Below are 25,308 nucleotides of genomic sequence, written 5' to 3'. Positions count from 1 at the left end.
ATATGCAGACACTTCTGGTGGAAAAGTCTGCAATTGTTGCGTCCGGGATCAAGGCATCCCGGACAATTCAGGAGTACAATCCACACATAAACGCTGTTCCACAGGAAAGTCCATGGTAGTTATTCAAGATATTGTCTCCGCGCTCTGGCAACACGACTTTGCCGCGCTGGCGGATCCACACGTTGTGAGCGTGGTTTACTTCGTCATGTTCGCCACACTGTTTTTAGAAAATGGCCTGCTGCCCGCCTCCTTTTTACCCGGAGACAGCCTGTTATTGCTGGCTGGGGCGCTGATCGCTCAGGACGTGATGAGTTTTTTACCTACCATAGCTATTCTGACCGCCGCCGCCAGCCTGGGCTGCTGGCTGAGTTACATTCAGGGACGCTGGCTGGGCAACACGAGAACGGTAAAAGGCTGGCTGGCGCAATTACCTGAAAAATATCATCAGCGCGCCACCTGCATGTTTGACCAACACGGCCTGATGGCGCTGCTGGCCGGGCGCTTCCTGGCGTTCGTACGCACCTTGCTGCCGACCATGGCAGGAATTTCAGGGCTGCCTAACCGTCGATTCCAGTTTTTTAACTGGCTGAGCGGCCTGCTGTGGGTCACCGTTGTCACCAGCTTTGGCTACGCGCTGAGCATGATCCCGTTCGTTAAACGCCATGAAGATCAGGTGATGACCTTTTTAATGATCCTACCGATTGCCCTGTTAACCGCAGGTCTGTTGGGAACCCTGTTCGTGGTGATTAAAAAAAAATACTGTAGCGCCTGAGTCGCATCCGTAGGCCGGATAATCTCCGGCATTTTGCCTTATGGCGCGTAGCTTTAAGGCCTACGGTGTACCGTTCAGACGGACAAGCAATCAACTCCCCTGCATCATCCGAATTCTGGCCGCATCTTCCCCCGGCGTCACGCCAAAGAAACGTTTGAATTCCCGACTAAATTGCGATGCGCTCTCATAGCCGACACGCATGGCTGCCGCACTGGCCTTCATCCCGTCATGAATCATCATCATCCGCGCTTTATGCAGACGATAGCTTTTAAGGTATTGCAGCGGCGACGTGCTGGTCACCGCTTTAAAATTATGATGAAACGCCGACACGCTCATGTTCGCCTCTGCCGCCAGCTGCTCTACATTGAGGTTTTCGGTGTATTTAGTTTCAATCCGCTTCAGCACCCGGCTTATCAAGCTGAAATGCGTCTGACGACTGACCAGCGCAAGTAACGCGCCGCCGCGCGGCCCGGTCAGCACATGGTAGAGGATCTCGCGAATGATCTGTTTGCCGAGAATACGCGCATCCAGCGGGCGTTCCATCACATCCAACAGGCGCTCAGCGGCGCAGAGAATTTCGTCTGAAAGCGTCGCGGAGTTAATCCCACTGGCCGCCATAGCAGGCTGAAACAGCTCGTCTTCCCCAATGTCCATCAACAGCTCCTGCAATTGCAGGATATCGACATTCAGGTAGATTCCGGCCAACGGAACCTCCGGTGTCGCATACGTTTCACATTCAAAGGGTAAAGGTACGGTTAGCAGCAGGTATTCATTGGCGTCATAACGAAATACGCGTTCATTGATATAACCAATTTTATGGCCCGAAAAGAGAAATATGATACCTGGCTGATACATGACTGGTGTCCGTGCAGCTGGCACCGTACCGTGCATCAGGCGGACATCTGGTAGCAATACACTGAGGTTATTTTCATTATTTTTCAGCTGCTTAATTTTATCTGTCAGCAGAAGGCAGATCTCTTCACGGTTCATAAAGCACCATTTCACCATCGGTTTTCGACCCTGGCATCATGCGCAGATTTATCCGTTTTCTCCAGTAGTCTGTAGAAATGGGCAAGACATCGGCAGAAATGTGCATTGAGAGCAGCGCGGCTGGCGACCACAATGTTCATCATCCGGCAGACACTCTCCTGCCCTCTTTTTATTACCCACACAAGGGAACGAGCAATGAACAATTTTAATCTCCATACCCCAACCCGTATTCTGTTCGGTAAAGGCGCTATTGCCGAATTGCGCGATCAAATCCCTCAGGATGCTCGCGTATTGATTACCTACGGCGGCGGCAATGTGAAAAAAACTGGCGTTCTGGCACAGGTTCAGGATGCACTGAAAGGCCTGGACGTGCTGGAGTTTGGCGGTATTGAGCCGAACCCATCTTATGAAACGCTGATGAATGCGGTAAAGATCGTGCGTGATGAGAAAGTAACGTTCCTGCTGGCTGTGGGCGGCGGTTCGGTACTGGATGGCACCAAATTCATCGCAGCTGCGGCACAGTACGCTGACGGCATCGATCCATGGCGTATTCTGGAAACTCACGGCAACGACGTAAAAAGCGCCATCCCGATGGGCTCCGTATTAACCCTGCCCGCCACCGGTTCTGAATCTAACTCCGGCGCGGTCATCTCGCGGAAAACCACTGGCGACAAACTGGCCTTTATGACCCCGTTTGTGCAACCAGTATTTGCCGTCCTGGATCCGGTTTACACCTATACCCTACCGCCACGTCAGGTTGCGAACGGCGTCGTAGATGCCTTCGTGCATACCGTTGAGCAGTATGTAACTTATCCGGTCGACGGGAAAATTCAGGATCGCTTTGCCGAAGGCATTCTGCTTACGCTGATAGAAGAAGGTCCGAAAGCCTTGCAGGAGCCGGAAAACTACAACGTGCGTGCGAACGTCATGTGGGCGGCAACCCAGGCGCTGAACGGCCTGATTGGCGCAGGCGTACCGCAGGACTGGGCAACCCATATGCTGGGCCACGAACTGACCGCGATGCATGGTCTGGATCATGCGCAAACGCTGGCCATCGTTCTGCCTGCGCTGTGGAATGAAAAACGCGATACCAAGCGTGCCAAACTGCTGCAATACGCAGAGCGTATCTGGAATATCACCGAAGGTTCCGAAGACCAGCGTATCGATGCCGCCATTGCCGCTACCCGTGCTTTCTTCGAACAAATGGGCGTACCAACTCGCTTGTCTGACTACGGTCTGGACGGTAGCTCCATCCCGGCGCTGCTGGAAAAACTGCAAGCGCACGGCGGTACGAAACTGGGTGAGCACCAGGACATTACTCTCGACGTCAGCCGTCGGATTTACGAAGCTGCCCGTTAAGGTTTTTTAAGCTCCGCCTTTCGTTTTTGGCTATTTATACTCTAAATAATTCGAGTTGCATAAAGACGGCAAAGGAGAGAATCCCCAGGAGCTTACATAAGTAAGTGACTGGGGTGAACGAGTGCAGCCAACGCATATGCAGCTTGAAGTATGACGAGTATAGGCCAGACTTAAGTCACACCTAACTCACCGGAGCTTGCTCCGGTGACTGTAATCCAGGGGGGAATTATGACCGGTCCAACCATTATCAAACTACAGGATGGTAACGTCATGCCGCAACTGGGCCTGGGGGTCTGGAAGGCAAGCAACGAAGAAGTCATTACCGCTATCCATAAAGCACTGGAAGTGGGTTATCGTTCGATTGATACCGCTGCCGCGTACAAAAACGAAGAAGGTGTCGGCAAAGCGATACGTAATGCGGGCGTGCCGCGGGAAGAGTTATTCATCACCACCAAGCTGTGGAATGATGATCAGAAACGCGCCCGGGAAGCCTTACTCGAAAGCATGGAGAAACTCCAGCTCGATTACCTCGATCTTTACCTGATGCACTGGCCTGTTCCGGCGATCGATCACTACGTTGAAGCGTGGGAAAACATGATCGATCTGCAAAAAGAAGGGCTGATTAAGAGCATCGGCGTATGCAACTTTCAGATCAATCATCTCCAGCGACTGATAGACGAAACTGGCATTCATCCCGTGATCAACCAGATAGAACTACACCCACTTATGCAGCAGCGCCAGCTTCATGCCTGGAACGCTACGCATAAGATCCAGACCGAATCCTGGAGTCCATTGGCGCAGGGCGGGAAAGACGTCTTCGACCAAAAGATCATCCGTGACCTCGCAGAGAAATATGGTAAATCACCGGCGCAGATTGTCATCCGCTGGCATCTGGATAACGGTCTGGTGGTTATTCCGAAATCGGTGACGCCTGCCCGTATCGCAGAAAACTTTAACGTCTGGGACTTCCGCCTGGATAAAGAAGAATTAGGCGAAATTGCGAAACTCGATCAAGGCAGACGGCTGGGACCAGACCCGGACCAGTTCGGCGGTTAATCTCTTCTCTCCGGCCCGACACTCCCGTCGGGCCTTGCTGGCAATGAAATATCGGGAAACAATTAACATACATATATTGATGTATTTCTTGCAGTCGCTGGAGCAGCATTACGCAACATAACCTGTTAATTATTCAATAAATATATTCATGTCGTGAATGTATTTACCACACCTATAGGTGCGTAACCGTGGCTGATAAAAAAAGTAATGGCGTCAAATGGCTCCCATTAATTCTTATAGTACTCATTTCTGCCGGACTCTGGCAGCTTACGCCCCCCACTGGGTTAAGTGCGCCAGCCTGGCATTCGGCAATTATCTTCGTCGCCACCATCGCTTCTATTGTGGCTAAAGTATTACCCATCGGCGCGGTCGGCATTATTGGTATTACGGTATTCGCGCTCGCCTATGCTGCCGGGGATAAAACCGCCAGCGGCGCCATCACCACGGCGCTGAGTGAACTGAACAGTTCGCTTATCTGGCTTATCGTCGTGGCTTTTATGATTGCCCGTGGGTTTATCAAAACCGGTCTCGGGCGACGTATTGCGTTGCAGATGATCCGCCTGCTCGGCAAGCGAACGTTGGGACTCGCCTACGGTCTGGCTTTTGCAGATCTGATCCTCTCTCCCGCTATGCCGAGTAATACAGCTCGCTGCGGCGGCGTCATCTATCCGATTGCCGACTCTCTGGCGCGTAGTTTCCATTCGAACCCGGAAGATGAGTCCCGCAGTAAAATCGGCACCTTTCTTATCACCTGTATTGGCAACGTCAACGACGTGACGGCAGCACTGTTTATGACCGGATATACCGGCAACCTGCTGGCAGTAAAACTGGCGGCCAACGCCGGGGTTACGCTGACCTGGGGCGGCTGGTTTATGGCGGCGCTGCTACCTTGTCTGGTCTCTTTGCTGCTCGTTCCGCTACTGGTCTACTGGCTGGTGCGCCCGGAAATCAAACACACGCCGGATGCCCCGAACCTCGCCCGCAAAGAGCTGGCGGAAATGGGCCGCATGTCACGCGGTGAATGGCTGATGCTGGCAACCGTCGGCGTACTGCTGGTGCTGTGGATTTTTGGCGATACGCTGGGCGTTGACGCCACCACCGCCTCGTTTGTAGGGCTGTCGATTTTATTGCTGAGCGGCGTGCTGAGCTGGGAGGACGTCAAAAGTGAGAAAGGGGCATGGGATACGCTGATTTGGTTCGCCGCGCTACTGATGATGGCGAATCAGTTGAAAAAACTGGGCTTCACCACCTGGTTCGGCAATCTGATTGGCGACAGCCTGAGCAGTACTATGCACGGGACCAGTTGGGTGATCGTCCTGCTGCTGCTGAACGCCGCCTATTTCTATACCCACTACTTTTTTGCCAGCGGAAATGCGCAGATTGCCGCGCTGTATGCTGTTTTCCTCGGCGTCGGGCTGCATCTGAATATTCCCGCTGCTCCCACGGCGTTAATGCTGGCCTTCACCAGCAGTTTGTACTGCTCGCTCACCCAGTACACACATGCTCGCGGCCCTATTCTGTTTGGCGCCGGGTATGTTCCAACAGGCGTCTGGTGGCGCACAGGATTTATCATCAGCCTGTTTAACCAGGCGGTCTTTATTACCGTGGGTCTGATGTGGTGGAAGGTGTTGGGTCTGTACTAAACTGACTGCGTCCCGACGAAGACCTTACCTGCGGAGAAAAGGAATGACCTGTATTTTCTGTCAAATTGTTGAAGGCAAAGCGCCCTGCCATAAGGTATGGGAAGACGAACACCACCTGGCTTTTCTGTCGATTTTCCCGAACACCGACGGTTTTACCGTGGTGATCCCGAAAAAGCATTACCCCAGCTATGCCTTCGACATGCCGCCGCAGGCGTTAGCGGACCTGATGCTGGCGACCCAAAAAGTGGCTAAGAAACTGGATAAGGCGTTCCCGGATGTCAGTCGTACAGGAATGTTCTTTGAAGGTTTCGGCGTGGACCATGTGCACAGTAAACTAAGCCCCATGCACGGTACTGGCGATTTAACCCACTGGAAACCGATTGAATCGCGGCAGAACAAATTTTTCGAGCAATATGAAGGGTATCTGTCGTCACACGATCATGAACGGGCTGATGACGAAAAACTGGCCGCATTAGCGGCCAGAATACGTGAAGCATAAATACTGAGCACTTCTGCCGGATGGCGGTGCAAGCACCTTATCCGGCCTACAACAAAGTGCTATTCGTAGGCCCGATAAGCATTTCACCACCGGGCAAGACAGATTAACGTCCCGCCACTTTCCCGCGTTTTTTGTTTGCGGCAGGCGTCTGACGCTGGTGCGCCACTGGCGTGTGTTTGGTCAGCGCCGGACGAGTATGACGGTTCTGGCGACGCGCTTCGCGCATCTCTTCCAGCGTAGGCGCCGGAACCAGACATTCGCGACGCCCGCCGATCAGATGCTTTTTACCCATATCTTCCAACGCCTGGCGGATTAACGGCCAGTTGGCTGGATCGTGGTAACGCAGCAGGGCTTTATGCAGACGACGCTGCTTATCACCTTTCGGCACCACCACATCTTCACTCTTATAACCAATTTTACCCAACGGGTTTTTCCCGGTGTAATACATGGTTGTGGAGTTCGCCAACGGCGATGGATAGAAGTTCTGCACCTGATCCAGACGGAAACGACGTTGCTTCAGCCACAGCGCCAGATTCACCATATCTTCGTCACGCGTACCCGGGTGTGCGGAGATAAAATACGGGATCAGATACTGCTCTTTACCGGCCTGTTTAGAGTAGGTATCGAACAATTCCTTGAAGCGATCGTAGCTGCCCATCCCCGGCTTCATCATCTTCGACAGCGGGCCTTCTTCAGTATGCTCTGGCGCAATCTTCAGATAGCCGCCTACGTGATGGGTTGCCAGCTCTTTGATGTAGCGCGGGTCTTCCACCGCGATGTCATAGCGCACACCGGATGCGATAAGGATCTTTTTAATGCCTTTGAGATCACGCGCCCGGCGATAGAGGTTAATTGTCGGCTCATGATTGGTATCCATGTGCGGACAAATATCCGGATAGACGCATGACAGACGACGGCAGGTTTGCTCCGCACGCGGTGACTTACAGCGCAGCATATACATGTTCGCCGTTGGGCCGCCGAGATCGGAAATCACGCCGGTAAAGCCCGGGACAGTGTCGCGAATGGCTTCGATTTCATTGATGATCGAATCTTCAGAGCGACTCTGGATGATACGGCCTTCGTGCTCGGTTATCGAACAGAACGAGCAGCCACCAAAGCAACCACGCATGATGTTGATCGAGAAACGGATCATCTCATAGGCCGGAATACGGCTGTCGCCATACGCCGGATGCGGCACACGCTTGTACGGTAACGCAAAGACGCTATCCATCTCTTCGGTAGACAGCGGAATGGCTGGCGGATTGATCCAGATGTAGCGATCGCCATGCTTTTGCATTAGCGCACGCGCGCAGCCTGGATTGGTTTCGTGGTGCAGGATACGCGACGCATGCGCGTACAGCACTTTATCGCCCTTCACTTTTTCGAAGGACGGCAGCAGCACGTAGGTTTTTTCCCACGGTTTCGGACGCGGCGGCTGCACGGTGACCGCTTTCGCTTCCTGCTTTTTCGGTGCGACAGGTTTGTTGTCAGCACACGGCAGATCTTCACCGTAAGGATGCGGGATCGGGTCAATTTTTCCCGGCGTGTCGAGACGCGTGGAATCTACTCCACTCCAGCCCGGCAACGCTTCTTTAACCATAATCGCGGTGTTACGCACATCGCGGATCTGATCGATAGTCTCCCCCATCGCCAGACGATGCGCCACTTCCACCAGCGGACGTTCGCCGTTGCCGAACATCAGCATATCGGCTTTAGAATCCACCAAAACGGAGCGGCGAACGGTATCAGACCAGTAGTCGTAATGCGCGGTGCGGCGCAGGCTGGCCTCAATGCCGCCAAGAATAACCGGCACATCTTTCCATGCTTCTTTACAACGCTGGGTATAGACCAGCGTGGCACGGTCCGGGCGTTTACCCGCCACGTTGTCCGGCGTGTAGGCATCATCATGGCGCAGTCGGCGATCGGCGGTGTAACGATTGATCATCGAGTCCATGTTGCCTGCGGTCACACCAAAGAACAGGTTCGGTTTGCCCAAACGCATAAAATCGTCTTTGTTGTTCCAGTCCGGTTGGGCGATGATCCCCACGCGAAACCCCTGCGCTTCCAGCATACGGCCACAAATCGCCATACCAAAGCTTGGATGGTCGACGTAGGCATCGCCGGTAACCAGAATGATGTCGCAGCTATCCCAGCCAAGTTGGTCCATTTCGTCACGTGACATCGGCAAAAACGGTGCCGGGCCAAAACAGGCAGCCCAGTACTGCGGCCAGGAGAAAAGGTCTCTGTCCGGTTGGATCAGGGATATTGCGCTCATAGTGCTTCCAAAAATGGTAAAAAAATAATCAAAGGCCGGGGATTATACGCTGGATCAACAGGGGAAATGAAGGAGTATTGTGAAGATGTTAAATTTCATCTCTAAAGGCGCTTCGCTGGCCCGCGCTGCGGCTTTTTACCCTGTCCGTGCCGGATAAGACGAAACCGTCATCCGGCACGGGAATACACATTACGGCGCCGGGTTCACCAGGATCTGACCGATCGAGCCTCGATCCGCCATTTCCAGCGTCTGGCTGTTAAAGTAGAACGGGAAATGCGCCCAGGAAGGCTGACCGTAATAAACCAGTAACTCGACCTGACCATCTACCCAGACGGTATCTTTCCAGCCTCTGTCTTCCGGGAATGGCATCGCGCCGTTTACATTACGGATCAGGAACGAGACACCCTCAATATGGAAAGACTGCGGCATATCCGCCCGTACCGTCCAACGCTCCCAGGTACCCTGCTGCGCGGTAATATCCATGCGGTTGACGTCCCACAGTTGACCGTTGATCCCCGGATCGTCATCCAGACTGATATCACGGCTGCGAATCGGCGAACCGCTGAGGATCTCGGTTGGCAGCAGGCGCATTGGCAGGCTGTCAGTAACCAGCGGCAGGAGGCCGGTTGGTCGCAGAGTCAGCACCAGCGTGGAGATAAGAATACTCGATGGTTCAAAGAATCCACGGATCCTGTCGACAATGCTGGCCGCCTCGCCACAGGTAATAGAGACCTCATTACCGTTAGTCATATCCACCAGGATCTCACGACGTTCGCCTGGCGCCAGCGAGAGCTGTTTCAATGATACAGGCGCAGGTAAAAAGCCCTGATCGCTGGAAATCACATGCAGCGCACGGCCATCACTCATTTGCAGCTGGTAACGACGCGAGTTTGACGCGTTCAGCAAACGCAAGCGTACCCAGCCACGGGAGACTTCGACATAAGGACTTTGCGCCCCGTTGACCAGCAGCGTATCGCCAACAAAACCGCCGCTGCCAGGTTCGCTGTATTCCGGCGTACCAAAGTTGTCCAGACGCTTGTCCTGGATAATGATCGGAAAATCATCTACGCCGTAATGGTTGGGAATAGACAGGGATTTACTGACCTCATCTTCAACCAGCCACATCCCGGCAAGACCATTATAGACCTGCTGGGCAGTACGATTTGGCGTATTGGCGTGATACCACAGCGTGGCGGCATTCTGGCGGATCGGCAGCACTGGCGCCCAATCCGCATTAGGTGACATCATGCGCGCCGGGCCCCCCATCAGCGGACCAGGCACCTGTAATCCGGCGACGGTCATCGAGACATTTTCTGTCAGACGGTTGCTGTAGATAAGCTTGACGTCATCCCCTTTCCAGACGCGGATTGTCGGTCCCAGGTAGCGGCCGTTAATCCCCCAGACAGGCGCGCGTGTGCCTTGTGTAAATGACCAATGTGCGCGTTGCAGCGTCATAAATAACGGCTGCCCCCGACGAGACTCCAGCAGTGGAGGCACAGGTAACGGTTGTTGCTGACCGGCAGCATTAGCCTTCAGCGGAACAGCACCTGCACACAGTGCGATCCCCGATGCCTGAATGAACTGACGCCGACTGAATGACATATAAACTCCATGAAAAACTGGCGATTAACACGCAGGAAATCTTTTCCTGTAAAAAAACCGAATTGCGCGGATTAAACCTTACCGGCGGCTTCCCGCTCTGCAACTTCTTTATCGAGCTCTGCGATTTTTTGTTCCATCAGCGTGCGGCAATGCGCTGCCAGTTCACGAACCTGATCTTTACCAAAATGGCTAATATCCACCGGCGGCAACATCTCTACAATCGCCAAACCGTTATTGAGCCGGTTGAGTTTTATTTTGTTTGAGGTTGTTGAAACGCACACCGGAATAACCGGGACGCCCGCCGCAATCGCCGCATGAAACGCGCCGGTTTTAAACGGCAGCAGACCACGGCCGCGGCTGCGCGTCCCTTCCGGGAACATCCAGATAGAAATACGACGTTTTTTGAAATGGTTCACCACGGCTGCGATGGTGCTGTGCGCTTTAGCACGGTTGTTTCTGTCGATCAACAGGTTACCGGTTAACCAGTACAGCTGCCCGAAGAACGGGATCCACAGCAGGCTTTTTTTACCCACCGTTACCGTCGGCGGCTGAACGATATTCGAAGCAGTAACCATGTCATAGTTGTTCTGGTGGTTACAAATATAGATAGCATTACCATAATTCTGCGCGTCTGCCGGCATGCGGCACTCGACCTTCAGGCCATAAAGGGGAGCCAGGCGGCCAAACATATGACCGAACGTTGCGACGTGTTTTGGATTCCGTGGGCTGAACAGACAGTATATACAACCGAAAATACAGACCAGAATGCAGTAAATAACAGTAATGATTAAACGAAAAATATATAACATAACAACCTCTAAGGCCTAAGAGCCTGGCATTTTACGTCACCGGATACATAACTCTGCATCAGGTTAGGGCTTTGTTAAGGCGGCTCTCTGGAAAAGCGTATTGTTAATCGCAACGCACGAATAAACAACGGTTTTACGGGAAATTTTAACGTTGGCTCTCCCTGAGCGAAAGCAGGGAGAGCCGGGCAGTCGCGTTATTCTTCGCTGTCGCCCTGACTGGCGCGTCGAGGCGAGTCAATTTCAATGCGATCGATACGCTGTAGACCACGCATCAGCGTGCCGCGACGACCACGTTCGCCGGTCACTTTCTGCAACTCTTCAGGACGCAGTTTAATTTTGCGCTTACCGACGTGGATAGTCAGCGTGCTCTGTGGCGGCAGCACATAGAGCAGCGCCAGGCCATCTTCGCCTTTCGCCGCTTCTGCTGAAGGGATATTGATAATCTTGTTCCCTTTGCCTTTCGACAGTTGCGGCAAATCGCTCACCGGGAACATCAACATGCGACCTGCCTGGGTAATGGCCAGCAGCATATCGGTTTCATCTTCAATCACCACAGGAGGCATGACATGCGCATTTTCTGGCAGCGTAATCAATGCCTTACCCGCACGGTTACGCGCCACCAGGTCATTGAAGGTACAGACAAAACCGTAGCCCGCATCGGATGCCATCAGCAGTTTCTGATCGTCACCTTCCATCAGCATATGCTCAACCGTCGCGCCCGGCGGCAGCGTGAGCTTACCGGTTAATGGTTCGCCCTGGCCACGTGCCGACGGCAGCGTAATCGGGTCGATAGCGTAGCTGCGTCCGGTCGAGTCAACGAACACCACCGGCTGGTTGCTCTTACCCTTCACTGCAGATTTAAAGCTGTCGCCCGCTTTATAGCTTAATCCTGGCGCATCAATGTCGTGGCCTTTGGCGCTACGCACCCAACCACTCTGGGACAATACAATAGTCACCGGCTCAGACGGCAGCATGTCGTGCTCGCTCATCGCCTTCGCTTCTTCGCGTTCCTGCAGTGGGGAGCGGCGATCGTCGCCATAGGCCTCGGCATCGGCCTGCAGCTCTTTCTTCAGCAGGTTATTCATTTTACGCTCGGAAGCGAGAATGGCCTGCAGTTGATCGCGCTCTTTCGCCAGCTCATCCTGCTCACCGCGGATTTTCATCTCTTCGAGTTTGGCAAGGTGGCGCAATTTCAGCTCAAGGATAGCTTCAGCCTGCGTTTCAGAAATGCCAAACCGCGACATCAGCTCAGGCTTAGGTTCATCTTCATGACGAATAATCTCGATCACTTCGTCAATGTTGAGGAACGCCACCAGCAAACCTTCAAGGATATGCAGGCGCTTAAGCACTTTTTCCAGACGATAATTCAGGCGACGACGCACGGTATCACGGCGGAACGCCAGCCATTCGGTGAGGATCTCCAGCAGGTTTTTCACCGCCGGGCGACCGTCGAGGCCGATCATGTTCAGGTTGATACGGTAGCTTTTTTCCAGATCGGTGGTGGCAAACAGGTGGTTCATCACCTGTTCCATATCCACGCGATTGGAGCGCGGGACAATCACCAGACGGGTCGGGTTTTCGTGATCCGATTCGTCACGCAGGTCGTCAACCATCGGCAGCTTTTTATTGCGCATTTGAGCAGCGATCTGCTCCAGCACTTTTGCCCCGGAAACCTGATGCGGCAGCGCGGAAATCACTACTGCGCCGTCTTCTTTGGTCCATACCGCGCGCATACGCACGGAGCCGCGTCCGTTTTCGTAAATCTTACGAATTTCCGCACGCGAAGTAATAATCTCGGCTTCGGTCGGGTAATCCGGCCCTTGCACAATATCCAGCAGCTGATCGAGCGTTGTTTTCGGCTGCTCAATCAGCGTAATCGCCGCTTTCGCAACTTCACGCAGGTTATGCGGTGGGATGTCCGTCGCCATCCCAACGGCAATACCGGTCGTACCATTCAGCAGAATATTTGGCAGACGCGCAGGCAGCATCTTTGGCTCCTGCATAGTGCCGTCGAAGTTTGGCACCCAGTCCGACGTTCCCTGGCCGAGCTCACCCAGCAGGACTTCCGCATATTTAGACAGACGGGATTCGGTATAACGCATCGCCGCGAAGGATTTGGGATCGTCCGGCGCCCCCCAGTTCCCCTGCCCGTCAACCAGCGGATAACGGTAAGAGAACGGCTGCGCCATCAGTACCATCGCTTCATAGCAGGCGCTGTCGCCATGTGGGTGGTATTTACCCAGCACGTCACCGACAGTACGGGCGGATTTTTTAAATTTGGCGCTGGCATTCAGCCCCAGTTCGGACATTGCATACACAATGCGACGCTGAACGGGTTTCAAACCATCGCCAATAAATGGCAACGCCCTGTCCATGATGACGTACATGGAGTAGTTCAGATAGGCGTTTTCCGTGAATTCATGCAGCGCCAGGCGCTCTGCCATATCGCTCATTAATCGTGGTTCCTCAACTTTGTACCCCTCTATTGAAGGGCAATATTGCCGCAGATACTACCCTATCTGGCGTGTTGAGTCACAAAGAAAAGGGCCAGATATGCGGCAGTATCGCCATCACAAGCAGAGAGAAGGCAGGCTATTTTTTCTATTAGCGCTTCCTTTTACGATTAAATAATAAACTAAATTTGCGACTTAATTTGATTGATGGCAGGTTATTTTATCCGTTTTATCATTACGCTTCTTCCTGAGTAAAAACCTCCTTAAGGAAAAATAAATGAGCAACCTTATTTATTTAACGCTTGAGGGTGATATTCAGGGACCGATTTCTGCAGGCTGTAACTCGCAGGCCTCCGTGGGCAATCGCTATCAGTCAGCGCATGAAGATAGTATCTTTGTCTTCAGCCTGACGCAGGCGCAAAGCAGCATACAAGGCGGCGTTAAGCACCTCGGCCTGCGCTTTTGCAAACTCCTGGATAAAAGCTCTCCGTTATTCTGCAATGCTATTAATAATAATGAACGTCTTAAAATGACGTTTGATATATACCGCATCAATCGATACGGTCGCATGGAAAAATATTACTTAATCGAACTTCGTGGGGCGACGGTGCAGGCTATTCACCAGGAGTCCAAGATAAATGATATGGATTATGAATATATATCGATAGATTACGATCATATTCTGTGTCGTCATCTGATTGCCTGCACCGAGTTTGATTACCTGCTGACACCGGAAAATTACGATCGGCTTTTCCCGGTGGTGCAAAAGAGCATTTTGCCCGCAGAGCAGCCGGTGCGTAAGGTGACGCTGGTACTGGGGATATTCTTCGACGGTACCGGCAATAACGCCGTGAATACCCGCAACATGCTTGAGGCGCTCACCGCGCAGCATTTTGATATTGAGAGTCCGGATGCCCAAAGCATTCTTGCCAGAAATGCACGGGAGAAGATGGGGATCAGCGGGGCTGGAGCGACCAGCTATCTGGGGTATTACACGAATATTCACTGGTTGAATGAGTTATATCAGTGGCAATTTCCTGCAGACAGCAGTTATGTACAAAACAGACTGTATGTAGAAGGAATTGGTACCCGGGCGGGTGAACCCGATAACCCGATAGGTCTGGGACTGGGCACCGCAGAAACCGGGATTATTGCCAAAACCGATGATGCGGTGGCGCAACTGGGCGCAGCGATAAAAAAGGCACTGAAACAACTGGAAGGAAAATTTAAAGTCGAGGCGTTGCTGTTCGATATCTTCGGCTTCAGCCGCGGCGCAGCCGCAGCCCGCCACTTCGCTAACCGTGTCCAGGCGGAAGATCAGGCCATTATCAACGCCATTTCAGCGGGCATGGGCAAAATTAGCTATCGCGGAACTCCGGCTGGCAACACCCGTTTTCTCGGCATCATGGACACCGTGGCGGCTGTCGGTACGGTAACCAACGGACTCGACCCACACAGCGCCGACACCGGCAACGTTACCCTCCGGCTGCGTCCGGGCGTGGCGCAAAAGGTGTTTCATCTTACCGCCCGGAACGAGTGCCGCTACAACTTCGCCCTTAACAGCGTGGCCCCCGCCTGGCCAGAGCTGGCGCTTCCCGGCGTGCACTCCGATATCGGCGGCGGCTATTTGCCGCAACTACGCGAAGACCTCTTTCTCACCCGTCCGCAGGTGGAAACCCAGCCGCAGAGCCAGCCCGGGGCGCAGTCTCACATATACGCGCAGACGATGGCGCAACTGCGTGTGCTCGAACATTCACCGGCTATCATGCCCATTATACGCACCCATGAGATCATCCCGGAGGTCTGGGAGGACCCGCGGGTGCCTACTGACCGTTACAGCCAGCCACAGAAACGCACCTTTGCCGCCCTGACGTTGCGCCAGCGGACGGTCTTTTTCGACTGGTCGAAGGTAGCGTTGCGGGTGATGGTCGATGCGGCGGTTGAGGCCGGGGCGTTACTGTCGGACGTCGATAAAATTCAGAGACACGCCCTACCGGATGCGCTAAAGCCGTTGTGCGAACAAGCCCGGGAAATGGGAAAAGCAGCCCGTCAGCACAGAAGCACCGCCGGCTTTACGCCTGAAGAGGTGGATCGGATTGCCGGCCGCTATATCCACTGCTCAGCCCACTGGAATGCAGTGGAGCTCAAACAGAGCGGGGAGTTACAGGGTGGAGCATCAGCCTCGGAAACCGTCAGCTTTGTCAACCGGCCGGACGCTAACTGGATCAGAACCATTTACAACATGGATGGAAATAAACGATGAAAATATCTTACGCCCTGGCGCTTGCCCTGTTCCTGGCCGCTGCAGGCTGCAGCCCACATCAGTCTCACCCTTTACAGTCAAAACAGGCCGCCAGCGGCGACTGGACCCTACCTTACGGTAAGTGGATCTTCGCTTTTATCACCCCCTATGAATTACCCTCAATGGTCAACCACGCAAGAGTTATCGACACCGATGGTTATCTGTATACGTTTAATACGCTTGACCAGGCTTCTCCCGACCCTGATTCCGTCAAAGAATGGGCTGAAAACGCGCATGGTTTTGGCGATCAGTTCAACAAAGTCAACAAGCCCCCACAGTACATTGTCTTCTGCTGGGATTCCTATATTGACCAGCAGACCTATGAAACCAGCGCCGTCTTCGGCCCCGAAACCTGGCAGAGGATGAAAACACCTGCCGATCATACCTGGTATGGCGAGACCGTCTGGTACGACAGTATGGTGTTTGGCCTGTCTCCCGGCGGCAAGGTCAAAATCTGGTTTTCCGATGTCGCCGGACGCCCCAGCCTGCCGGTCACGCCCCTGAAACAAACAACCCGCTCCGGCAAGGACCTGACCCTGTGTAAAGACTACGTCGTCCCGGGCGGCAGTTTTACCTTCCTCCCGTCAACGCAGGCATTTATCAACGGTAAAACCTACCCCTATGGCAACTGGGATTAAGAGGGATGAAAATGCGCAAACTACTGATACTTGCCCTGTTACTGGCCGCTGCAGGCTGCAGCCCACATCAGTCTCACCCTTTACAGTCAAAACAGGCCGCCAGCGGGGATTGGACTCTACCTTACGGTAAGTGGAATTTTTCTTTTATCACCCCCTATGAGTTGCCAGCAGAAGCGCTTCATGTCCGGGTGATCGATACCGATGGTTACTTGTATACCTTTAACACGCTTGACCCAACCTCTCGTGACTCTGAATCCGTGGACAAGTGGACTGATGTGATCTTTGGCGGCAGCGTTAATTTCAACAAAGTCAAAAAACCTCCGCAGTACATTGTCTTCTGCTGGGATTCCTATATTGACCAGCAGACCTATGAAACTAGCGCCGTCTTCGGCCCCGAAACCTGGCTGAGGATGAAAACACCTGCCGATCATACCTGGTATGGCGAGACCGTCTGGTACGACAGTATGGTGTTTGGCCTGTCTCCCGGCGGCAAGGTCAAAATCTGGTTTTCCGATGTCGCCGGACGCCCCAGCCTGCCGGTCACGCCCCTGAAACTGACAACCCGCTCCGGCAAGGACCTGACCCTGTGTAAAGACTACGTCGTCCCGGGCGGCAGTTTTACCTTCCTCCCGTCAACGCAGGCATTTATCAACGGTAAAACCTACCCCTATGGCAACTGGGATTAAGACTAGCTCTAAGAAAAGGGCCGCGAATGCGGCCCTGATGGGGATTATTTAGCAACTTTGCTAATCTGTTTCACGTCGATTTCAACGGAGTTCCAGTCTTTATCCACTTCGCCCTGGATCTCAACCACATCCTGCGGCGTTACGGTTACGCCGTTCCAGCGCTTATGGTCAATATCCACATTCACCGTGCCGGTCGCATCTTTAAACACATACAGATCGTCGGAAATACGCTCAACGATGTTCCCACGCAGGGTAACCCACGCGTCATCACGCAGCGATTTAGCACTTGCTACCGTCGTGATGCTGCCGTTCGGGCCAACAAACCCACCGCTTTGGCTTTGTGTGGTCGTCGTTGGCCCAGAGAAGCCGCCCTGTTGCGCTGCCAGAACAGGTGCGGAACACAGTGCCATTACGGCAACCAGTGCTGCTAATTTTTTCATCGTCATGTCTCCCTTTCATGTTGGTTTACGACTATTAAATAAGTTAATCCTTAACAAGTTCTTAAGGAAAAAAAGATTCTTTTTTGCTGTACAGATGCGGCGGCGACAAGGTTTACTGACGGCAAAGAGAGTTATCGCAGGGAAGAATATATGCGCATTTTACTGGTTGAAGATGATACGTTGATCGGCGATGGCCTTAAAACCGGTCTGAGTAAAATGGGTTTTAGCATCGACTGGTTTACCGAAGGACGTCAGGGGAAAGAAGCACTCTACAGTGCCCCGTATGATGCGGTAATCCTCGACCTGACGCTGCCAGGCATAGACGGACGAGACATCCTGCGCGAGTGGCGAGCCAACGGGAAGCAGGAACCGGTGCTGATTCTGACCGCCCGCGACGCGCTGGCGGAACGCGTTGAAGGCTTACGTCTGGGCGCGGACGACTATCTGTGTAAGCCCTTCGCGTTGATCGAAGTTGCCGCCAGGCTGGAGGCGCTGGTGCGTCGTGCCAGCGGCCAGGCCAGCAACACATTGCGCCATGGCGAGGTGACGCTCGATCCCGGCGCGCTGGTCGCCACGGCGGCGGGCGAACCTTTGTCTCTTAAGCCCAAAGAGTTCGCGCTGTTGGAGCTGCTTATGCGCAACAAGGGCCGCGTCCTGCCCCGTAAACTGATTGAGGAAAAACTGTATACCTGGGACGAAAACGTCTCCAGCAATGCGGTTGAAGTACACGTCCATCACTTACGCCGTAAGCTCGGCAGCGACTTTATCCGTACCGTGCATGGCATTGGCTACACCCTGGGTGACGCATGAAATTCGCACAACGCCTCAGCCTGCGCGTCAGGCTAACGCTTATCTTCATGATTTTGGTTTTAGTGACCTGGCTGATTTCCAGCTTTGTCGCCTGGAAGCAAACCACCGATAACGTGAATGAGATGTTCGACACGCAGCAAATGCTGTTCGCCAAGCGTCTTGTCACGCTGGATCTTGATGAACTCAAAGCCTCTGAACGTATCGCGCATACCCCGAAAAAATTCAAACATGGTCATATTGACGACGATGTACTGACCTTTGCGGCCTACACGCCAGAAGGGAAAATGGTTCTTCACGATGGCGACAATGGCCAGTACATTCCCTATAGCTATCGCCGGGAAGGTTTTGACGATGGCTATCTGAATGGCGACAACGATAAATGGCGTTTTGTGTGGCTGACTTCCGCAGATAAAAAGTATCGAATTGTTGTCGGCCAGGAATGGGAATATCGTGAAGATATGGCTTTAGCGATTGTGACAGCGCAATTGGTGCCGTGGTTGGTCGCTCTGCCGCTGATGCTGTTGATCCTGATTGTGTTGTTAAGTCTTGAACTTAAGCCACTGAAAAAACTGGCGCAGGCGCTACGTTTACGCGACCCGGAATCAGAAGAACCGCTCAGTTTGAAAGGCATTCCTGGCGAGGTTCGCCCGCTGGTTGAATCACTCAACCAACTCTTCACCCGTATTCATACCACCATGGTACGTGAACGGCGCTTTACTTCAGATGCCGCTCACGAGCTGCGTAGTCCGCTGACGGCGCTGAAAGTGCAAACCGAAGTGGCGCAACTGTCTGACGATGACCCGCAGGCACGGCAAAAAGCCTTAATGCAGATGCAGGCCGGGATCGATCGCGCCACGCGTCTGGTCGATCAGTTACTGACGCTTTCGCGCCTTGACTCCCTCGACAATCTTCAGGATGTGGCGGAAATCTCGCTGGAGGAGTTGCTGCAATCTTCGGTGATGGATATCTACCATTCGGCCCAGCAGGCGCATATTGACGTACGTTTGCAGATTAACGCGCATGGCATCACATGTACCGGGCAACCGCTGTTACTCAGCCTGATGGTGCGAAATCTGCTGGATAATGCGATTCGCTATAGTCCCCAGGGAAGCATTGTGGAAGTGACGCTCAACGCCCGCAATTTTAGCGTCAAAGATAATGGTCCTGGTATTGCGCCGGAAGTTCTGATGCACATTGGAGAACGCTTTTATCGCCCACCAGGGCAAAGCGTGACCGGCAGTGGTCTGGGGTTGTCGATTGTCCGTCGCATCGCGTCCTTACACAGAATGTCAGCCTCGTTTGGCAATGCTCCGCAAGGTGGCTTTGAAGCTAAAATCAGTTGGTAACTGCGTTATTATTGCGCAGCCAGCAAAAGACTTTGCACATTTTGCTAATTTCACCGTACCGATCATCAGCGTAGAATCGGCCTCAAACGTTATTCTTTGAGGACACAAAATGAGCAATATCCTGATTATCAACGGTGCGAAAAAATTCGGCCATTCTAATGGGCAATTGAATGACACCCTGACCGAGGTCGCGGACGGTATCCTGCGCGACCTCGGGCATGATGTTAGAGTCGTACGCGCTGACAGCGATTATGACGTGCAGGCAGAAGTGCAGAACTTCGTCTGGGCAGACGCCGTTATCTGGCAGATGCCGGGTTGGTGGATGGGCGCGCCGTGGACGGTGAAGAAATACATTGATGACGTGTTCACTGCCGGGCACGGTACGCTGTACGCCAGCGATGGTCGCACGCGTTCAGATGCGTCAAAAAAATACGGTTCCGGCGGACTGATTCAGGGCAAAAAATACATGCTGTCTCTGACCTGGAACGCACCGATGGAAGCCTTCACTGAAAAAGACCAGTTCTTCCATGGCGTGGGGGTTGATGGCGTTTATCTCCCGTTCCATAAAGCAAACCAGTTCCTGGGAATGGAAGCGCTGCCGACCTTTATCACCAATGATGTGATTAAAATGCCGGATGTCCCGCGTTATATCGCAGAATATCGCAAGCATCTGAACGAAATTTTTGGTTAACTGGTAATCTGGAATTAGAAGGAGTTAACCATGCTTACCGTTATTGCAGAAATCCGTACACGTCCAGGTCAACATCACCGCCAGGCGGTACTGGATCAGTTCGCTAAAATCGTTCCGACCGTACTGAAAGAAGAAGGCTGCCACGGCTACGCGCCGATGGTCGATCATGCTGCTGGCGTCAGTTTTCAGACGACAGCCCCGGATTCTATCGTCATGATTGAACAGTGGGAAAGCATCGCCCATCTTGAAGCGCATTTGCAGACCCCGCATATGAAAGCCTACAGCGAAGCCGTCAAAGGCGATGTGCTGGAGATGAATATTCGTATTCTGAAGCCGGGCATTTAAGTTTGTCGATTTGCCGGATAAGGCGTTTACGCCGCCATCCGGCATTTAAGGATCGATTACCCTTCGAGATCCGCCAGGTCGCCTTTCTCCTGCAACCAGTTACGACGATCTTCAGAACGCTTCTTGGCCAGCAGCATATCCATTACCGCGTTGGTGCGCTGATCGTCTTCATCATCAATGATGAGCTGCACCAGGCGGCGCGTGTTCGGATCCAGCGTGGTTTCGCGCAGCTGCATCGGGTTCATTTCGCCCAGACCTTTAAAGCGCTGCACGTTCGGCTTGCCTTTCTTGCGTTTTAGCTGCTCCAGTACGCCCGCTTTTTCTTCTTCCGTCAGCGCGTAATACACCTCTTTACCGAGGTCGATACGGTATAACGGCGGCAGCGCCACGTAGACGTGACCGTGTTTCACCAGCGTGCGGAAGTGTTTCACAAACAGTGCGCACAGCAGCGTGGCGATGTGCAAACCATCGGAGTCCGCATCCGCCAGAATACAGATCTTGCCGTATCGCAGCTGGCTCAGATCGTCGCTGTCCGGATCGATACCGATCGCCACCGAAATATCGTGAACTTCCTGCGAGGCCAGCACTTCATCGGAAGAGACTTCCCAGGTATTGAGGATCTTACCTTTGAGCGGCATGATCGCCTGGTACTCACGATCGCGCGCCTGTTTGGCCGATCCGCCCGCAGAGTCACCTTCGACAAGGAACAGTTCGGTGCGATTGAGATCCTGTGCGGTACAGTCCGCCAGCTTCCCTGGCAGCGCCGGACCGCTGGTCAGCTTTTTACGCACCACTTTTTTCGCCGCGCGCAGGCGACGCTGGGCGCTGGAAATCGCCATCTCAGCCAGCAGTTCGGCTGACTGCACGTTCTGGTTCAGCCACAGGCTGAAAGCATCTTTCACCACGCCAGAGACAAATGCCGCGCACTGGCGCGAGGAGAGGCGCTCTTTGGTTTGCCCGGCAAACTGCGGATCCTGCATTTTCACCGACAGCACGTAGGCGCAGCGATCCCAAATATCTTCCGCCGACAGCTTCACGCCGCGCGGCAGGATATTGCGGTATTCGCAGAACTCGCGCATCGCATCCAGCAGGCCCTGACGCAGACCGTTAACATGCGTACCGCCCTGCATGGTTGGGATCAGGTTTACATAGCTTTCGGTCAACAGCTCGCCGCCTTCCGGCAGCCAGAGCAACGCCCAGTCAACGGTCTCTGTCTCACCGCTAAAATTACCGATAAACGGTTTTTCAGGCAGCGTCGGCAGGCCATTCACCGCTTCGCTCAGATAATCATTCAGACCATCCTGGTAGCACCAGCGCTGTTCGCTATTGTTGACCTCATCTTTAAAAGTGATCTCAACACCCGGACACAATACCGCTTTAGCTTTCAGTACGTGCGTTAAGCGCGAAACGGAAAAACGCGGGCTGTCGAAGAAGGTTTCATCCGGCCAGAAGTGCACGCTGGTTCCGGTATTGCGTTTACCGCAGGTCCCGACAACCTGTAAATCCTGCACCTTATCGCCGTTCTCAAACGCGATGTTGTACACCTGTCCGTCGCGACGTACGTTCACTTCCACACGCTTCGACAGGGCATTGACCACAGAGATCCCCACCCCATGCAAACCACCAGAGAACTGATAGTTCTTATTGGAGAACTTACCACCCGCATGTAAACGGCAGAGGATCAACTCAACCGCCGGAACACCTTCTTCAGGGTGAATGTCTACTGGCATGCCGCGGCCATCATCAATGACTTCCAGAGATTGGTCGGCATGTAAGATCACGTCCACACGTTTTGCGTGGCCCGCCAGTGCTTCATCCACACTGTTATCAATCACTTCCTGCCCAAGGTGGTTCGGACGGGTTGTATCGGTGTACATCCCCGGGCGACGGCGTACCGGCTCAAGCCCAGTGAGTACCTCAATGGCATCAGCGTTATAAGTTTGCGTCATGGTTTAAATAAGCAATTCGAATTGATCGTCAGAAACTGTGCAGTCCAAGAAAATCGACAATCTGGTTGAAATAATCTTCGAAGCCCGTGAATGCGTGGTTTCCGCCCTCAGTCACTGTCTGACGGCAGGAGGCGTAATACGCCACCGCCTGGCGGTAGTCCAACACTTCATCGCCCGTTTGTTGGAGCAGCCAGATTAAATCCGGCGCTTCCAGCGGGTCAATCTGCATGACTTTAAGATCGTAAATATGGCGTGACTCTAGCACATATTGCTGCCCCGTGTAGGGGTTCTCGTTTTGACCGAGATAGTCGACCAGCAGTTCATAAGGCCGGACCGCCGGATTCACCACCACCGCTGGCAGCATAAAACATTGTGACAGCCAGGTGGCGTAATAGCCGCCCAACGAGGAACCGACAATCCCCAGCGACTCGCCGCCATGCTCAAGAACGATCGATTCCAGCATCTCTGCGGCCTGAGCAGGATACGGCGGCAGCTGCGGTACGATCATCTCAACGTGCGGATGGTGTTCCGCCAGCCAGCTTTTCAGCAAACATGCCTTCGCCGAACGAGGAGAACTGTTAAATCCGTGGAGATAGAGAAGTGTAGACATCAGTAGCCTTCTGAAGCGGTATCAGGGTGGAACCGATTACCCTGCAGACGACACACCTGAGTCTGCAACGTACCGTCAGCAAATAGCTCCAGCGTACGCCAACCGGGGCTGATGGTATCTAACGTGAAATTAGAACAATGCGGCTTAAACTGCACGCAGGTCGACGGCGTCGCCAACAGGCGGCGACCGTTCCAGTCCAGATCCAGTTCCTGATGAATATGCCCGCAGAGCAGATACTTCGCGCGCGGGTAGTTCACCAGCACGTTGTCCAGTTCGGCGGCATTGCGCAGACTGTGCTGATCGAGCCAGCTGCAGCCCGCAGGCAGAGGATGATGATGCAGAAGCAGCAAAGTATTGCGTTCAGGCGCATCGGCGAGTTTACGCTCCAGCCATTCGAGCTGAAATTCGCTTAACTCGCCGTGGGGAACGCCAAACACCTGACTGTCCAGCAACAAGATTTGCCACTGTTCGCCAATGAAGACGCGCTTAGCCGGGGAAATGCCAGCTTCCTGCAGCGCGCTGTACATTGCAGGCTGAAAATCATGATTACCCGGGAGCCAAACGCAGGGCGCACGAAAACTTGCGATGCCCTCAGCAAAATGCTGATAAGCCGCAGCGGATTGATCCTGCGCCAAATCGCCAGTCGCGACGATCAGATCGTACTCTGGCGACTCAGCATGTATTGCATCCAGTACGGATTGATAACTGTCCCAGGTGTTCACACCCAGCAGCGTCTCATGCTTTTCGGCAAACAGGTGAGTGTCTGTAATTTGTAAGATCCTGACTCTGGCCTCACCAGCCAAAGGAAGGGTTAACAGGCTTTCCAAATGGTGTCCTTAGGTTTCACGACGCTAATAAACCGGAATCGCCATCGCTCCATGTGCTAAACAGTACCGTAACCAGTCGGCCAGAAACTGGTTAATTTGATGCTTTTCGTCGCGTTGATGCAACTTTTTATTTGGATAATCATACCGCGCTTTGAAGCGAAAGATCTGCTGACTTGAACACACTTCAGCGACCCTCGCATCATGATACAGACGCACGGTTAACGACGGCAGGCTCCAGTAAGTCACAGCCGGTGCCGTTTGTTCGATCGCGACAAGCGTAGTGTATCGGGTCGATTCAACGATCGTTAACCGATATTGTGCGTTTGCCACCTGATAGCTCACTGTTTCGCCGGCTGCGTCATTACGCGGCAACAGGCGGCGCAATTGCGAATAATTGGTTTCGCACAGGCGCATCATTTCAGGGAAGTCAGGTGTGTAACGCTTCATTTTTTCCACTCAGTTTTTAACTCTTGATAGTGCAGCTGTAACCATTGCAAGGCGATGACAGAAGCCGCGTTGTCGATTATCCCCTCTTCTACCCATTGATAAGCCTGTTCCCGGCTCACCACATGAACACGAATATCTTCGTTTTCATCAGCCAGACCATGAATTCCGCTCGCGGTCGTGGCGTCCACTTCACCCACCATAATCGATGAGCGTTCGCTCGTGCCTCCCGGGCTTGCCAGATAACTTAGCACCGGTTTTACGCGTTTAACGTTAAGCCCAGCTTCTTCCATCGCTTCACGGCGCGCGACATCTTCAACACTCTCGCCTTCTTCGATCATCCCGGCCACCATTTCCAGTAGCCATGGGCTGGCGCTGGTATCAAACGCCGCGATGCGGATCTGCTCGACCAGCACAACTTCGTCCCGCTCAGGGTCAAAGGGTAGCAAGACTGCCGCGTGTCCGCGCTCAAAAATTTCGCGCTTTACCTCACCGCTCATCCCACCGTTAAACAGGCGATGGCGGAATCGATAAAGATCCAGTGAAAAAAATCCGCGGTATAGCGTTTCTCGTGCAATAATTTCTACATCATTTTTAGTGAAAGTCATTGGCAAGTTGTCTGGTTTACGCATTGTGCTGTCCTGAAACCAATAGTGTTTAAAATGTGAATTTCAAGGTCGTTTGACTGATGTTTCAACGCCCTTGTGTTAAATTGATGCAAATTAACGCCGTATGGCACGTAACGCCAACTTTTTGCAGTGG

At 53.3% G+C, this 25,308-nt stretch carries 23 protein-coding genes; 12 read left to right on the top strand and 11 right to left on the bottom strand.

Annotated features, from left to right (window positions below; genetic code table 11):
• The first annotated feature begins 112 nt into the window (after nt 1-112).
• Nucleotides 113-772 (top strand): DedA family general envelope maintenance protein YghB, encoded by a 660-nt coding sequence (yghB, locus tag FHD02_RS15255; RefSeq protein ID WP_003024510.1) that lies wholly within the window; start codon nt 113-115, stop codon nt 770-772.
• Between the two features lie 90 nt (nt 773-862).
• Here the strand turns inward: yghB and FHD02_RS15250 are convergent, their stop codons facing one another.
• On the bottom strand, nt 863-1,762 hold the full coding sequence (locus FHD02_RS15250) for an AraC family transcriptional regulator (protein WP_137361720.1): 900 nt from the start codon (nt 1,760-1,762) through the stop codon (nt 863-865).
• A gap of 195 nt (nt 1,763-1,957) precedes the next feature.
• On the opposite strand from FHD02_RS15250, the gene yqhD reads away from it, so the two are divergent.
• The 4 genes from yqhD to FHD02_RS15230 all read left to right on the top strand — a co-directional run bounded on the left by yqhD (nt 1,958) and on the right by FHD02_RS15230 (nt 6,319).
• Complete coding sequence (gene yqhD, locus FHD02_RS15245; RefSeq protein ID WP_220394057.1) at nt 1,958-3,121, top strand: alcohol dehydrogenase; 1,164 nt, start codon at nt 1,958-1,960, stop codon at nt 3,119-3,121.
• A gap of 228 nt (nt 3,122-3,349) precedes the next feature.
• On the top strand, nt 3,350-4,177 hold the full coding sequence (gene dkgA / locus FHD02_RS15240; protein WP_220394056.1) for a 2,5-didehydrogluconate reductase DkgA: 828 nt from the start codon (nt 3,350-3,352) through the stop codon (nt 4,175-4,177).
• A 188-nt stretch (nt 4,178-4,365) separates the two neighbouring features.
• Nucleotides 4,366-5,820 (top strand): DASS family sodium-coupled anion symporter, encoded by a 1,455-nt coding sequence (locus FHD02_RS15235; protein ID WP_038633882.1) that lies wholly within the window; start codon nt 4,366-4,368, stop codon nt 5,818-5,820.
• Nucleotides 5,821-5,863: 43 nt separating this feature from the next.
• Nucleotides 5,864-6,319 (top strand): HIT family protein, encoded by a 456-nt coding sequence (locus tag FHD02_RS15230; RefSeq protein ID WP_042310999.1) that lies wholly within the window; start codon nt 5,864-5,866, stop codon nt 6,317-6,319.
• A gap of 103 nt (nt 6,320-6,422) precedes the next feature.
• Here FHD02_RS15230 and FHD02_RS15225 read toward each other — a convergent pair whose 3' ends face one another.
• The 4 genes from FHD02_RS15225 to parC all read right to left on the bottom strand — a co-directional run bounded on the left by FHD02_RS15225 (nt 6,423) and on the right by parC (nt 13,458).
• Nucleotides 6,423-8,594: a YgiQ family radical SAM protein gene (locus FHD02_RS15225; RefSeq protein WP_103769726.1), complete on the bottom strand. Its 2,172-nt coding sequence runs from the start codon at nt 8,592-8,594 to the stop codon at nt 6,423-6,425.
• A gap of 189 nt (nt 8,595-8,783) precedes the next feature.
• Nucleotides 8,784-10,196, bottom strand: a complete 1,413-nt coding sequence (ftsP, locus tag FHD02_RS15220; RefSeq protein WP_038633892.1) for a cell division protein FtsP — start codon at nt 10,194-10,196, stop codon at nt 8,784-8,786.
• A 71-nt stretch (nt 10,197-10,267) separates the two neighbouring features.
• The gene (gene plsC, locus FHD02_RS15215; protein WP_032940773.1) at nt 10,268-11,005 is read right to left on the bottom strand and encodes a 1-acylglycerol-3-phosphate O-acyltransferase; all 738 of its coding nucleotides are present in this window, start codon (nt 11,003-11,005) and stop codon (nt 10,268-10,270) included.
• A 194-nt stretch (nt 11,006-11,199) separates the two neighbouring features.
• Nucleotides 11,200-13,458 carry a DNA topoisomerase IV subunit A gene (parC, locus tag FHD02_RS15210; protein WP_220394055.1) on the bottom strand — a complete coding sequence of 753 codons (2,259 nt, stop codon included), beginning with the start codon at nt 13,456-13,458 and terminating at the stop codon, nt 11,200-11,202.
• A gap of 277 nt (nt 13,459-13,735) precedes the next feature.
• On the opposite strand from parC, the gene tssD reads away from it, so the two are divergent.
• Genes tssD through FHD02_RS15195 form a run of 3 tightly spaced genes read left to right on the top strand, consistent with a single transcriptional unit; the run spans nt 13,736 to nt 17,084 of the window.
• Nucleotides 13,736-15,721, top strand: coding sequence for a type VI secretion system tube protein TssD (tssD, locus tag FHD02_RS15205; RefSeq protein WP_137361718.1), 1,986 nt, complete (start codon nt 13,736-13,738; stop codon nt 15,719-15,721).
• Nucleotides 15,718-16,398, top strand: coding sequence for a DUF2931 family protein (locus tag FHD02_RS15200; protein WP_137361717.1), 681 nt, complete (start codon nt 15,718-15,720; stop codon nt 16,396-16,398). The genes tssD and FHD02_RS15200 overlap by 4 nt, the downstream gene beginning before the upstream one ends.
• A gap of 5 nt (nt 16,399-16,403) precedes the next feature.
• A complete protein-coding gene (locus FHD02_RS15195; RefSeq protein WP_220394054.1) occupies nt 16,404-17,084 on the top strand; it encodes a DUF2931 family protein in 681 nt (226 codons plus the stop codon).
• 44 nt (nt 17,085-17,128) lie between these two features.
• Here the strand turns inward: FHD02_RS15195 and FHD02_RS15190 are convergent, their stop codons facing one another.
• Nucleotides 17,129-17,524, bottom strand: coding sequence for a YgiW/YdeI family stress tolerance OB fold protein (locus FHD02_RS15190; protein ID WP_137361716.1), 396 nt, complete (start codon nt 17,522-17,524; stop codon nt 17,129-17,131).
• A 150-nt stretch (nt 17,525-17,674) separates the two neighbouring features.
• On the opposite strand from FHD02_RS15190, the gene qseB reads away from it, so the two are divergent.
• From qseB to FHD02_RS15170, 4 genes are all read left to right on the top strand, one after another.
• Nucleotides 17,675-18,334, top strand: a complete 660-nt coding sequence (gene qseB, locus FHD02_RS15185) for a quorum sensing response regulator transcription factor QseB (RefSeq protein WP_032940770.1) — start codon at nt 17,675-17,677, stop codon at nt 18,332-18,334.
• Entirely contained in the window at nt 18,331-19,680 is a 1,350-nt protein-coding gene (gene qseC / locus FHD02_RS15180; RefSeq protein ID WP_079225990.1) for a quorum sensing histidine kinase QseC, read from the top strand. The genes qseB and qseC overlap by 4 nt, the downstream gene beginning before the upstream one ends.
• A gap of 109 nt (nt 19,681-19,789) precedes the next feature.
• On the top strand, nt 19,790-20,371 hold the full coding sequence (locus tag FHD02_RS15175; RefSeq protein ID WP_006688047.1) for an NAD(P)H-dependent oxidoreductase: 582 nt from the start codon (nt 19,790-19,792) through the stop codon (nt 20,369-20,371).
• A gap of 30 nt (nt 20,372-20,401) precedes the next feature.
• Nucleotides 20,402-20,716: a putative quinol monooxygenase gene (locus FHD02_RS15170; protein WP_220394053.1), complete on the top strand. Its 315-nt coding sequence runs from the start codon at nt 20,402-20,404 to the stop codon at nt 20,714-20,716.
• 56 nt (nt 20,717-20,772) lie between these two features.
• On the opposite strand, the gene parE is transcribed toward FHD02_RS15170, so the two are convergent.
• The 5 genes from parE to nudF are packed head-to-tail and all read right to left on the bottom strand — an operon-like array spanning nt 20,773 to nt 25,178.
• Nucleotides 20,773-22,665, bottom strand: a complete 1,893-nt coding sequence (gene parE, locus FHD02_RS15165) for a DNA topoisomerase IV subunit B (protein ID WP_005123094.1) — start codon at nt 22,663-22,665, stop codon at nt 20,773-20,775.
• Between the two features lie 28 nt (nt 22,666-22,693).
• Nucleotides 22,694-23,275 carry an esterase YqiA gene (gene yqiA, locus FHD02_RS15160; protein WP_038633915.1) on the bottom strand — a complete coding sequence of 194 codons (582 nt, stop codon included), beginning with the start codon at nt 23,273-23,275 and terminating at the stop codon, nt 22,694-22,696.
• Complete coding sequence (gene cpdA, locus FHD02_RS15155) at nt 23,275-24,102, bottom strand: 3',5'-cyclic-AMP phosphodiesterase (protein ID WP_137360700.1); 828 nt, start codon at nt 24,100-24,102, stop codon at nt 23,275-23,277. Before cpdA ends, yqiA begins: the two co-directional genes overlap by 1 nt.
• A 24-nt stretch (nt 24,103-24,126) precedes the next feature.
• On the bottom strand, nt 24,127-24,549 hold the full coding sequence (locus tag FHD02_RS15150) for a DUF1249 family protein (RefSeq protein WP_003024582.1): 423 nt from the start codon (nt 24,547-24,549) through the stop codon (nt 24,127-24,129).
• Complete coding sequence (gene nudF, locus FHD02_RS15145) at nt 24,546-25,178, bottom strand: ADP-ribose diphosphatase (RefSeq protein WP_038633920.1); 633 nt, start codon at nt 25,176-25,178, stop codon at nt 24,546-24,548. The genes FHD02_RS15150 and nudF overlap by 4 nt, the downstream gene beginning before the upstream one ends.
• Between the last annotated feature and the right edge of the window lie 130 nt (nt 25,179-25,308).

It is taken from the genome of Citrobacter sp. EC_71, from assembly GCF_019584005.1.
GTDB classification, from domain to species: Bacteria; Pseudomonadota; Gammaproteobacteria; order Enterobacterales; family Enterobacteriaceae; genus Citrobacter; species Citrobacter werkmanii.
Note: the sequence above shows the minus strand (reverse complement) of the source record. Positions and strands in the feature narration are given on the sequence as shown.